Origin of the sequence: Kineococcus glutinatus, assembly GCF_039542765.1 — a bacterium.
GTDB classification, from domain to species: Bacteria; Actinomycetota; Actinomycetes; order Actinomycetales; family Kineococcaceae; genus Kineococcus_A; species Kineococcus_A glutinatus.
This window is the reverse complement of the sequence record NZ_BAABIL010000183.1, coordinates 1-11,116: the sequence shown is the minus strand read 5'-3', so window position 1 is coordinate 11,116 and position 11,116 is coordinate 1. Positions and strand designations below refer to the sequence as shown.

Annotated in this window: 13 protein-coding genes; 6 read left to right on the top strand and 7 right to left on the bottom strand. The window is 73.8% G+C overall.

Annotated elements, in window-relative coordinates; translation table 11 throughout:
- The 5 genes from ABEB16_RS07945 to ABEB16_RS07925 form a co-directional block, all read right to left on the bottom strand.
- Positions 1–236 (bottom strand): family 1 glycosylhydrolase (locus ABEB16_RS07945; RefSeq protein WP_345711724.1); only part of this gene is annotated, 236 nt, incomplete at its 3' end.
- 100 nt (positions 237–336) lie between these two features.
- Positions 337–1,236, bottom strand: a complete 900-nt coding sequence (locus ABEB16_RS07940) for a carbohydrate ABC transporter permease (protein ID WP_345711723.1) — start codon at positions 1,234–1,236, stop codon at positions 337–339.
- Positions 1,233–2,264, bottom strand: a complete 1,032-nt coding sequence (locus tag ABEB16_RS07935; RefSeq protein ID WP_345711722.1) for a carbohydrate ABC transporter permease — start codon at positions 2,262–2,264, stop codon at positions 1,233–1,235. The genes ABEB16_RS07940 and ABEB16_RS07935 overlap by 4 nt, the downstream gene beginning before the upstream one ends.
- Before the next feature lie 100 nt (positions 2,265–2,364).
- On the bottom strand, positions 2,365–3,681 hold the full coding sequence (locus tag ABEB16_RS07930) for an ABC transporter substrate-binding protein (protein WP_345711721.1): 1,317 nt from the start codon (positions 3,679–3,681) through the stop codon (positions 2,365–2,367).
- Between the two features lie 222 nt (positions 3,682–3,903).
- Positions 3,904–4,920, bottom strand: a complete 1,017-nt coding sequence (locus tag ABEB16_RS07925) for a LacI family DNA-binding transcriptional regulator (protein ID WP_345711720.1) — start codon at positions 4,918–4,920, stop codon at positions 3,904–3,906.
- A gap of 223 nt (positions 4,921–5,143) precedes the next feature.
- Here ABEB16_RS07925 and ABEB16_RS07920 point away from each other — a divergent pair, with 223 nt between their 5' ends.
- Positions 5,144–5,803 (top strand): YceI family protein, encoded by a 660-nt coding sequence (locus tag ABEB16_RS07920; protein ID WP_345711719.1) that lies wholly within the window; start codon positions 5,144–5,146, stop codon positions 5,801–5,803.
- A 31-nt stretch (positions 5,804–5,834) separates the two neighbouring features.
- Here ABEB16_RS07920 and ABEB16_RS07915 read toward each other — a convergent pair whose 3' ends face one another.
- Complete coding sequence (locus ABEB16_RS07915; RefSeq protein ID WP_345711718.1) at positions 5,835–7,094, bottom strand: lycopene cyclase family protein; 1,260 nt, start codon at positions 7,092–7,094, stop codon at positions 5,835–5,837.
- A 79-nt stretch (positions 7,095–7,173) separates the two neighbouring features.
- Here ABEB16_RS07915 and arr point away from each other — a divergent pair, with 79 nt between their 5' ends.
- Positions 7,174–7,605, top strand: a complete 432-nt coding sequence (arr, locus tag ABEB16_RS07910; protein ID WP_345711717.1) for an NAD(+)--rifampin ADP-ribosyltransferase — start codon at positions 7,174–7,176, stop codon at positions 7,603–7,605.
- A gap of 404 nt (positions 7,606–8,009) precedes the next feature.
- Here the strand turns inward: arr and ABEB16_RS07905 are convergent, their stop codons facing one another.
- Positions 8,010–8,582 (bottom strand): TetR family transcriptional regulator, encoded by a 573-nt coding sequence (locus tag ABEB16_RS07905; protein ID WP_345711716.1) that lies wholly within the window; start codon positions 8,580–8,582, stop codon positions 8,010–8,012.
- Between the two features lie 75 nt (positions 8,583–8,657).
- On the opposite strand from ABEB16_RS07905, the gene ABEB16_RS07900 reads away from it, so the two are divergent.
- From ABEB16_RS07900 to ABEB16_RS07885, 4 genes are all read left to right on the top strand, one after another.
- A complete protein-coding gene (locus ABEB16_RS07900) occupies positions 8,658–8,864 on the top strand; it encodes a hypothetical protein (protein ID WP_345711715.1) in 207 nt (68 codons plus the stop codon).
- 79 nt (positions 8,865–8,943) lie between these two features.
- Positions 8,944–9,798, top strand: a complete 855-nt coding sequence (locus ABEB16_RS07895) for an ATP-grasp domain-containing protein (protein ID WP_345711714.1) — start codon at positions 8,944–8,946, stop codon at positions 9,796–9,798.
- A gap of 117 nt (positions 9,799–9,915) precedes the next feature.
- Positions 9,916–10,296, top strand: coding sequence for a large conductance mechanosensitive channel protein MscL (mscL, locus tag ABEB16_RS07890; RefSeq protein ID WP_345711725.1), 381 nt, complete (start codon positions 9,916–9,918; stop codon positions 10,294–10,296).
- 167 nt (positions 10,297–10,463) lie between these two features.
- Positions 10,464–11,116: universal stress protein (locus tag ABEB16_RS07885; protein WP_345711713.1), on the top strand; the 653-nt coding region annotated here is incomplete at its 3' end.

Here is an 11,116-nt window from a genome sequence, read left to right as displayed (position 1 = left end):
TCCTCGCGGAAGCGGTGGTAGTGGTCGTCGGCCACGTCGCCGGTGTCGCCGTTCAGCACCCTGCCCGGGGTGTGGCTGAAGGTGTCCCAGATCGACGGGGTCCGCCCGTCCTCGGCCACGGCCCCCTCGATCTGGTAGGAGGCGGTCGCCGAACCCCACGCGAACCCGGCGGGGAAGGCGCGGGCGGCGGTGGACTGCCGGGGCAGGGACGCGGTGCGCTCGTGTGTCGTGGTCATGCGGGTCGGGCCGCGCGGGGACGGCCCGCCTCCTCTCGGGTGCGGGGCTGGGGTGCGGGGGCGGGGTGCTGGATCTGGGCGCCGGTCCGGCGCGCGGACCTCAGCCCTTGACGGCGCCGGCCATGATGCCGTTGACGATCTGGCGGCCCATCAGCAGGAAGACGACGATCACCGGCAGCGTGCCGACGAGGGTGCCGGCCATGATGACCGACTGGTCGGGCACGTAGCCGCTGCCCAGGTTGTTCAGCGCCACCTGGACGGTGGGGTTGGAGGAGTTCAGCGCGATGACCGGCCAGAAGAACTCGTTCCACGCCGTCATGAACGTCAGCATGCCGAGGACGGCCATGCCCGGGCGGGCGATCGGCAGGACGATGCTGAAGAACGCGCGGGTGGAGGTGGCGCCGTCCACCCGGGCCGCCTCCAGGATCTCGTCGGGCAGGGTCTGCACGAGGTACTGGCGCATGAAGAACACGCCGAACGCCGTGACCATCGTCGGCAGGATCACCGACCACAGGTTGCCGGTGAGCTTGAGGTCGGACATGACCTTGTACAGCGGCACCACGCCGAGGGTCGGCGGGATCATCAGGGTGGCGATGGTGATGCCGAAGAGCACGTTCTTGCCCTTGAACCGCAGCTTCGCGAAGGCGAAGCCCGCCAGCGTGCAGAACAGCAGGGTGGCGGCGGTGATGGCGACCGAGGTCAGCAGGGAGTTCCAGATCGCCAGGCCGATGTTCTGCTGCTGGAAGGCCTTGACCATGTTGGACCACAGGTCCGGCCCCGGCAGCCACGGCGGCGGCGTCTGGTTCATCTCCGCCATCGGGCGGCTGCCCGCCACGATCATGTAGTAGAAGGGCACGATGAAGAGGAACGCCGTGATCCCGAGCGCGATGTAGGTCAGGACACCGGCCTGGTCGGGCGCGCGGTACCGGCGCCGCTTGCCGCCGGCGGGGGCGGGCGCCGCGATCGCGGCCTGCCGCACGGAGGTCGTCGTGGCGGTCATCGGCCGGTCCCCTTCGCAGCGTTCTTGCGTGCCCGCTTGGCGGCGGCCTCGGCGGGGTCGCGGTCCCGCATCCGGGCGATCCAGGTGTTGAGCAGGACGAGCAGGATGATGATCAGGAACGTCACCCAGGCGATGGCGGCGGCGCGGCCGAGGAAGCCGAAGCTCCAGCCCTGCTGGTACATGAACAGCGTGACGGTCTGGTACTGGTTCAGCGCGCCGCCGTCGGCGGTGCCGCCGCCGAAGAGCAGCGGCTCGGCGAACAGCTGCGTGGCGCCGATGGTGGAGACGACGACGGTGAACAGGATGGTGGGGCGCAGGCCCGGGAGGGTGATGTGCCGGAACTGCTGCCACCGGTTGGCGCCGTCGATGGACGCCGACTCGTACAGGTCCTGCGAGATCGACTGCATGCCGGCGAGGAAGATGAGGGCGTTGTAGCCGGTCCAGCGCCAGGTGACGATGACGGCGATGGCGATCTGCGCGGTCCAGTCGCCGTTGCGCCAGTCGATCGCGTCGACGCCGAAGAAGGAGAGCACCCAGTTCGCGAAGCCGGTGTCGCGGCCGAAGATCTGCGCGAACACCAGCGTGGCGGCGGCCACGGAGGTGGCGTACGGCATGATCATCGACACGCGGAAGAAGGTGCGCCCGCGCATCCGGTAGTTCAGCAGGTGCGCCAGGCCGATGGCGAACAGCAGCTGCGGGACCGTGGAGAGCAGGCCGATGGTCAGCGTCTTCCACAGCGAGTTGAAGAACTTCGGGTTCTCGAAGAGCCAGCGGTAGTTGTCAAGCCCGACCCACGTCGAGGTCGACGAGCCGAGCTTCTGCTCGTAGAAGCTGATCCACGCGGTGTAGACGAGCGGGAACAGGCCGAAGGCGATGAACAGGATGAAGAACGGCGCGATGTAGGCGTACGGCGCCCCCTTCTCCTCCGCGCGGAACAGCCGCTGCTTCCACGTGGGGGTCTCCCGCACCGCCGCCCGCGGCGGCGGGCCGGGGGGCACGGGCGGGGCGGTGGTGCTCGAGAGCGTCATGTCGTCTCCTCGTCGGCGGATCCCGCGGGACGTCCTGCGCGGGACAGGAGGGGGCCGGCCGGCGGGCGGATCCGCCGGCCGGCCCCGGGGTCCGGCCCGCTCAGCCGAGCTGGTTCTCGATCTCGGCCGAGGCGTTCTCCCACGCGTCGGCCGGGCTCACGCCGTTGGCCTCGACGGACAGCAGCGCGTTGGTCAGCGCGGTCTTGATGACGCCGTCGCCCTCACCGAGGATCTGGGTCGGCGCCGCCTCGGCGGAGTCGGAGAAGATCTTGCCGATGGGCGCGCCCTGGAAGTACTCGTCCGTCGCGTCGCCGACGAGCTCGATGCCCTGCTGGTTGGACGGGAAGTTGCCGACGTTCTTGAAGACGGTGGCCTGCTGCTCGCCGTCGGTCATCCACTTGATGAGCTTGGCGGCCTCCTCCTTGTTCTCGGAGGCCTCGGGGATGCCGAGGTAGGAGCCGCCCCAGTTGCCGCCCGTGCCGCCGGGCAGCGAGGTGATGTTCCACTTGCCGGCGCCCGCGTCGCCGGCCTTGCCCTTGATGTAGCCGACCATCCAGGACGGGCACGCCACGGTGGCGAAGGCGCCGGAGGCGAAGCCGGGGTCCCAGGCCGGGTCCTCGAACTGCTCCAGCTTGGCGGTGAGGCCCTCCTGGCCGGCCTTGGCGGCGGTGTCGAAGGCATCCTTGACAGCCGGGTTGGAGTCCCAGACCGGCTCGCCGGACTCGTCGTAGTAGATGGTCTCCTCGCTGGAGATGATGGCGTTGTAGAGGCCACCGCCGAAGTCGGTCCACGCCGAGCCCGCGGGGGCGGCGGCCTTGTACTTGCGGCCGAGCTCCAGGTAGGCGTCCCAGTCGGTCAGCTGCGCGGCCAGCTCGGCCGGGTCGGTGGGCAGGCCGGCCTGCTGCAGCAGGTCGCTGCGGTAGCAGATGCCCATCGGGCCGATGTCGGTGCCGAGGCCGACGACCTTGCCGTCCTCGGTCGTGGCGGCCTCGGCCTTCCAGTCCAGGTAGTTCGGGATCTGCTCGCCGGTCGCGAGCTCGCTCAGGTCGGCCCACTTGTCGGGCTGGTTGGCGACGACGTCGGCGATGCGGGCGACCTCGATGCCCTGGACGTCGGCGAGGCCGGTGCCGGACTGCAGCTTGGTCTGCAGCGCGGGCCAGTACTTCGACTCGCCCTGGGTGGACTCGTACTTGATGTCGATGTTCGGGTTGAGCTTCTCGTACTCGTCGAAGAGGCCGGACTCCTCGAAGCCCATGGTCCCGAAGAGGGAGACGGTGAGCGTCGTCTTCCCGTCCGCGCTCGCGTCCGCGGCGTCGGTGGAACCGGCCTCGCTGGAGCCACCGCAGGCGGTGATCAGCAGGGCACCGCTGATCATGGTCGCCACGGAGGCGAGCGTGGTCTTCCGGGTCGTGCGCATGGGGAGCTCCTCACCGGCCCCGGGCGGGGCGGATCGACGTTGACCTGGGTGCGGCGTGGGAGCGCTCTCCTCGACAGGCACTTGGATGTGGGAGCGCTCTCACGGATGTGCGGATTACATTCGCGGCGCGAGGGCCCCGGTGTCAACCCGCGTTGTGAACTCGTGATGCCGACCACGTGGTCGGGTCCCGCCCGCGGGCGGACCCGCCGGCCGGGGGCGCGCTCAGGCGGAGGCGCGCTCGACGAGCTCGGTGGGCACGACGACGGACGCCTCGGGCTCGGCGCCGTCGATGATGGCCAGGAGCATGCGCGCGAGGTGGCGGCCCATCTCCACCACCGGCTGGCGCACCGTGGTCAGCGGCGGCACGGCCGCCCCGGCCAGCGGCGCGTCGTCGAAGCCCACGACGCGGACGTCACCGGGCACCGAGCGCCCCGCCGCCGCGAGCGCCTGCAGGGCCCCGGCCGCCATGAGGTCGTTGGCGACGAAGAGGCCGTCCAGCTCTGGGTAGCGCGCCAGCAGGGCCTCGGTGGCGCTGCGGCCCCCCGCGGCGGTGAAGTCACCGGTGGCCACCGCCCGCGCCGGCACGCGCCGCCGGCACGCGCGCAGCTGGGCGCGGAAACCCTCCAGCCGGTCCTGGCCGGGGGGCATGTCCAGCGGCCCGCTCACCGTGCCGATGTGCCGGCAGCCGCGGTCCACGAGGTGCTGCACCGCGGCGCGGGCCCCGGCGACGTTGTCGGCGGAGACGAAGGGCACCGTCGAGGCGAGGTCGTAGGGGCGGCCGGAGAGCACCACGGGGATGCCGGCGTCGCGCAGGTGCTGCGGCAGCGGGTCCGGGCCGTGCACCGAGACGAGGATCGCGCCGTCGACGTGGCCGCCGCGGGCGTAGCGCTCGAAGCGCTCCCGCTCGCGGGGGGTGGACAGCACGACGAGGACGAGCTGCACCTCCCGCTCGCTGAGGACCGCCTGCGCGCCGCTGAGGACGAGCGGGAAGTAGGAGTCGGAGAAGAACCGCTCGACGGGTTCGACCACGACGAGCGCGACCGACCCGCTGCGGCGGGTGACGAGCGCGCGGGCCGCCTGGTTGGTGACGTAGGACAGCTCCTGCGCCGCCTGCATCACCGCCTCGCGGGCGGCGGGGCTCACCCGCGCGGAACCGGCGAGGACGCGGCCGGCGGTGGCTCGGGAGACACCGGCGCGCGCTGCGACGGACTCCAGGGTCGGCGCGCTGCTGGCCGGCACGGTTCCTCCTCGGTCGTACGGCACCCGGGGGCGGCACAGGATCGCACGGACGCGCGGACGGCCGCACGGCCGCGGCGCCTGGTCGGAACCCACTCTCCCACCCGGGCGCGGCGGGTGGGCACCCGCCGGTGGGGGCCGGGAACGACCACAGCTAGTTGCACCTTCAACCACATGACTGCTACGGTCAAAGCAATTGAACGCACAACCACCTGAGGAGATCGCCATGTCGTGGTTCCGCAGCAAGCCCGCCGCCACCGTCCCCGCGCAGGCCACCGCCACCGACCGCGCCCTGCCCGCCGTCCCCGGCTACCTCGCCGGCACCTGGACGATCGACCCGGTGCACTCCGAGGTCTCCTTCACCGTGCGCCACATGGCCGTCAGCAAGGTCCGCGGCCGCTTCGGCGACGTCACCGGTGAGCTCGTCACCGCCGCCGACCCCCGCGGCTCCCGCGTCGAGGCCACCATCGCCGTCGGCTCCGTCACCACCTTCAACGAGGGCCGCGACGCCCACCTGCGCAACGGCGACTTCTTCGACGTCGAGACCCACCCCACCGCCGCCTACCGCTCCACCGGCCTGCGCCACGACGGCGACGACTTCCTCCTCGACGGCGAGCTCACCCTCAAGGGCGTCACCCGCCCCGTCGTCCTGCGCCTGGAGGTCTCCGGCATCGGCCCCGACGCCTACGGCGGCACCCGCGCCGGCTTCTCCGCCACCGGCCGCATCAACCGCCGCGACTTCGGTGTCGAGTTCGACGCCCGCCTGGAGACCGGCGGCCTCGTGGTCGCCGACGAGGTCGACCTCCAGCTCGACGTCGAGGCCGTCCTCGCCGCCCCGGCCGACGCCACCGGCGACAGCGCCGACGCGGCCGCCGCCACCGCCTGAACCCCACCGCCCGGGCAGCACCGCCCTGGTCTCACCGCCCGGGCGGCACCCCGCGGGCGTCCCCGGGCCCGGCGGCCGAGCGCCGCCGGGCCGGGGCCCGCAGCAGCAGCGCGCCCACCGTCCGCAGCATCGCCACCCGCGGCGCCGCCGCCATCACCGCCAGGTCCTCGGCCACGCTCGAGCGCCCGTCCAGGAAACGCAGCAGCACCGGCGCCGGGACCCGCGCGAACAACCGCGCGAACAGCTCACCACCGGCCACCGCGCCCGAGTCCAGCGCCCGCAGCAGCACCGCGTCCATCGCCAGGTGCCGGCGCCGGTGCGGCAGCGGCGCCAGCGGCTCCTCCCCCGCGGCCAGCGCCGCCACCACCGCGTCCACCTGCCGCTGCACCGCCGCGAACGCGTACCCCGTCGAGGGCCGCACCGCGCCCGCCGCCGCCCCCAGCCGGAACACCGACGCCCCCGCCCGCGCCGGCAGCGGCACGTCCGTCATGGGGATCACCCCCGCCTCGGCGCCCAGCACCTCCCAGCCGTCCACCCCCAGCACCTCGCGCAGGTAGCGCCCCAGCGCCTCCTCGTGCGCCGCGGCCGGCCACGCGTCGGCGGAGAACACCGTGTGCTCCACCAGCGCCTCGTGCGCCGAGGCCGGCAGCACGTACGCGAACGCCGCACCCCGCGCCGGCTGCGGCACCCGGAAATCCATCAGCGTCGCCGCCCCCGGGTCGAACACCGGCCCCGGGCAGCGCACCCGCCAGCCGCGGAAGTGCTGCAGCAGAACGGTGCGCCCCGCCGGCACGTGCTCCGGCAGCACCGGCGGCCGGCTGTCGAGCACCCAGCGCGCCCGCACCAGCAGCTCCCCGCCGCCCGGGGTCCGCGCCCGCACCAGCGCACCGGCCGGGGAGTCCTGCACCGCCTCGACGACGGCCGTGCGCAGCTCGACGCCCTGCGCCGCAGCGCACTCCGCCGCGACCGCCGCCTCGAAGTCCCCCGAGCGCACCAGCCGGTACTCCTCCGGGTCCAGCCGGGCGTCCACCGCGCCCCCCGCGGCGTCCACCACCCGCACCCTCGACCAGCGCAGCGCCACGTCGGCGTCGTGGCGCCAGCCCGGCGGCCCCCACGTGCACCACGACCGCTCCGGGCTGCGCTGCCCCGCCCCCGCCGGCGGCTCCAGCGCCACCACCTGCAGCGGCCGGTCCCCCGCGCGGGCGCGCCCGCCCCGGACGAGCTGGCGCAGCAGGCTGCCCCCGGCCGCCCCCACCCCCACCAGGGCCACGTCGGCCCGCAGCTCCTCCACGGCCGCCACCCTGCCGCAGCACCGGCGGCGCGGCGCGCGGGGGTCGGCTCCGGAGGCCGTCGTGGTCCACCCTGGTGCGGTGGAGACGACACGACCCCAGCCCTTCCAGGTGCACGAGTCCGGAGCGTTCCTGCACGGGACGAAGGCGGACCTGGCAGCGGGGGACCTCCTGCTGCCGGGTCGCCCCTCGAACTTCGACCGCGGCAGGACGATGAACCACGTCTACGTGACCCGGACGCTGGACGCGGCCGCCTGGGGTGCGGAGCTGGCCGTGGGCGAGGGACCCGGCCGGATCTACGTCGTCGAGCCGACGGGCGCGCTGGAGGACGACCCCAACGTGACGGACAAGAAGTACCCGGGAAACCCGACCCTGTCCTACCGCACCCGGGAGCCGGTGAGGATCATCGGTGAGCTCGTGGACTGGGTGGGGCACGCCCCCGAGCAGATCCAGGCGATGCGGGACGGGTTGGCCGACCTGCAGCGCAAGGGGTTGGCGGTGATCCACGACTGACGTGCCCGGACCGCGCACCGAGAACGCGGAAGGCACCGTGGGCGTCACCCCGCTCACCCCTCGACCGGCCACCCTGGACGATCACGAGTGGTTGTTCCACCTGCACGAGGCGGCCCACCGGGAGCTGGTGGAACGGGTCTACGGGCCGTGGGAGGAGCAGCAGCAGCGCGACATCTTCCGGCCCGTCGTGGACGGGCACGACGTCTTCGTGCTCGAAGAGGCGGGAACCCCGGTGGGGGCCGTGTACCTGGGCGTGACGACCGCGGTCATCGATGCCGGGCCCACGGCCGCGGCGTGGCACGACCGAGCGGCCCGCCAGCGGCTCCACGAGGGGGCGTTCCAGGGCTGCGCCGCGGGAGGTGGTGGCCGGGTTCGTGGGTGTGGTCGGCGTTCGCCCGCACCGGTCACCCGGCTGGTGCGAACAGCCTGTCGAGCTGGCGGTCGATCAGTTCCACCGCTCGGTGCGCGCTCATGTGCCCGAGCAGCAGCTGGCCCTGGAGGCCTGCCGCGCCGGCCAGCAGGAACTCCGCCTCGTCGCGATGCTCCTCGGGCAGGAGGAGGGCGACCAGGTCTTCCAGTTCCGGCGGTGTGTCCCGGATGCGGTCACGCAGCGCCTCGTCGGCCATGAAGCGGACGAAGTAGGCCGCGTGCACCAGGTGCCGTCGCCGGCGGCCCTCGTCCAGGGGCAGGAGTTCGAGCAGGACGCTGCGCAGCAGCCGGCGCGGCTCGGGTGCGGGTCCCAGTGCGGCGATCCGCTCGCGGGCCTCTGCCTCGCCGTGCTGGTTGAGCAGGTCCAGGGCGCCGAGCAGCAGGTCCTCCCGGGTGCCGAAGTAGTACTGGAGCTGCCGGGCGGGCACGCCGGCTTCCGCGGCGACCCGCCGGATCGTGGCATCCTCCAGGCCTCCTGCCGCGGCCAACCGCCACACGGCTGCGGCGATGTGGCGGCGTCGCTCCTCGTGGTCGACCTGTCGCGGCACGCACGATCCCCTCTGGTACGACTGCACCACTCAGCGTTATGGTGCAACTGTACCAATCGACGTGGAGGTGTCATCGTGCGCACATCGATGCTGGTCCTCGGCATGGTGCTGCTGGTCGTCGGCCTGCAGGGTGCGGTCCGGCAGCTCATCGACCACGAGAACGCCGGGTTGCTCGGCTGGTTGCCGGGAGGCCCCGCCACCCAGATCACCGCTCACGTGGCGGTGGCGGTGGGCGGCGTGATCCTCGCGGCACGGGGTGACCGCCGGGCCGCGGCGCGCTAGGCGTGCCCGGCCGTCACCGACGTGCGCCGGGGAGCCGATCGGCTGGACGGCGCGGGGCCGGTCGAGCACCGTGGCCGCCGTGGACCGTGCCCTGTGCGTCATCGCCCGCTCGAGCACGGTCGCGATGCGGCTGGCGCCCGGGCGCGGCGATCGACGGCTGCTGCTCTCCTACAGCGTCCAGGTGCCGCTGGCCGCGGAGTACGGGTCGTTGGTCTTCTGGATGGCCGACGCCTACGCCGCCCGCCTGCACGTCGCCGGCCTCGCCCCGGCATTGCTCGCCCCCGCCTGGGACTGGGTCAGCACGATCGACCCCGACCTCACCGGGCGCCACGTGGTCTCCACGACGATGGACCAGCTCCCCGAGGGGCGGATGTTCGTCAAGCCGGCCCTGCTCAAGCTCGTCGAGTGCCCCGCCGGGATCTGGGACAGCGGCGACTTCCGGCGCGCCGCCCGGCGCGACGGGGCCGGCGGCAGCATGCGGGTGCAGTACACGCCGCAGATCCTGCGGCTGGACCACGAGCACCGCTTCGTCGTCCGCGACGGGCAGGTGCTGACCGGCAGCCCCTACCGCGTCGCCGGCCGGGCCTGGCACCGCTCCCTGGTCTCCGGCCGCTCCGCGGACGCGCTCGCCTTCGCCCGCACCGCGGTACAGGCGTTGGGCGAGGACTGCCCACCGGTGTGCTCCCTCGACGTCGCGCTGGACCGCGACTCGGGGCGGTGGCTGATCGTGGAGGCCAACCCGCTGTGGGCGTCGGGCCCCTACAGCTGCGACCCGGTGCGCTTCGTCGACGCCGTCGAGGTCGCCAACACCACCGGCACCGGCCGCTGGGCCTGGACACCGGAGGAGACCCAGATCGACCGGGCCCGGCGGGAGGAGCCCGTGGTGGCCGTCAGCCGCGACGACGCCACCGGCTACGTCGAGTTCCACGGCTGACCACCCGACCCGTCACGACGTCCCCGGCCCGGCGCGCGTGCACGGACCGGCACCGGGTCCGCCGAGGGCCCCGGGCGGCGCACCGCGGCCGCTGCCCCTACCGTGCGGGCCATGTCGCTGATCCGGGGGTTCAAGGACTTCGTGCTGCGGGGCAACGTGATCGACCTCGCGGTCGCCGTCGTCATCGGCACCGCGTTCACGGCGGTCGTCACGGCGGTCGTCACCGGGCTCATCAACCCGCTCATCGCCGCGATCGGTGGCGCGCCGAGCCTGGACAGCCTCAACCGCGACGGCTTCCTGTTCGGCGACGTCCTCGACGCGGTCATCAACTTCCTGCTCGTCGCGGCCGTCGTCTACTTCCTCATCGTCACGCCGATGAACCGGCTGTTCCTGCGGCTGAACGCCGGCCGGGAGGAGGAGCCGAAGGCGGTCCCGGCGGACGTGCAGCTCCTCACCGAGATCCGCGACCTGCTGCGCGAGCGCTCCGACCGCGGCTGAGGCGCACCGAACCGCTTCACCACGCCCCGCACCCCGCGGACGGGCACCGGCACCCACCGGTGCGGAGCACCAATGTCCCCGAACTGCTTGCACAGGACGCGGATGCACCGCATGGTGATCGGCACGGGGCCGCACCGGGGCGGCCCGTTCTCCCGAGGGGAGGAGTCGTGGGCGGACGCGAGCGCTGCACCATCGTCGTCGGCGTGGACGGTTCGTGGCAGGCCGACCGCGCGCTGGAGTGGGCTGCGGAGGACGCGCGGCGCCGCGGCGCCGACCTGCGCCTCGTGGCCGCCGTGCGGGCGCCGGTCTCACCGGCCACCTCGGCGGCGTTCACCGCGGGCAACGTCCTCGACGCCGCCCGCGAAGCCGCGCAGGCGTGCCTCGACGCGGCCGTGGAGCGGGCCGGCGACCTCGCCCCCGCCTCCCACGTCAGCGGCGAGGTGCGCTCCGGCGCGGCGGCCGCGGTGCTGCAGCAGGAGTCCCAGTACGCCGACCTCGTCGTGACCGGCAGCCGCGGCCACGGCAGCCTCGCGGGCCTGGTGCTGGGCTCGGTGAGCGTCGCGGTCGCGGGGGCGGCGCACTGCCCGGTGGTCGTGGTGCGCCCCGACCGCCGTCCCGAGCACGCCGACGACGACCTCACCCCGTTCTCGTGGGCGACGGCGGGCCGCGTCGTCGTGGGCATCGACGGCTCCGAGGGCGCGGCGCGGGCCCTGGGGTTCGCCGCCGGGCACGCCGCCCGGGCCGGGCTCGGCCTGACCATCGTCGCCGCCCAGCCGGCACCGGCCGGCCGCACCCGCCGCCACGGGCCCCAGGAGGCGGC

Coding starts and splice junctions, on each gene's coding strand:
- ABEB16_RS07940 (WP_345711723.1), bottom strand. CDS start 1,236: ATGACCGCCACGACGACCTCCGTGCGGCAGGCCGCGATCGCGGCGCCC.
- ABEB16_RS07935 (WP_345711722.1), bottom strand. CDS start 2,264: ATGACGCTCTCGAGCACCACCGCCCCGCCCGTGCCCCCCGGCCCGCCG.
- ABEB16_RS07930 (WP_345711721.1), bottom strand. CDS start 3,681: ATGCGCACGACCCGGAAGACCACGCTCGCCTCCGTGGCGACCATGATC.
- ABEB16_RS07920 (WP_345711719.1), top strand. CDS start 5,144: ATGTCGTGGTTCCGCAGCAAGCCCGCCGCCACCGTCCCCGCGCAGGCC.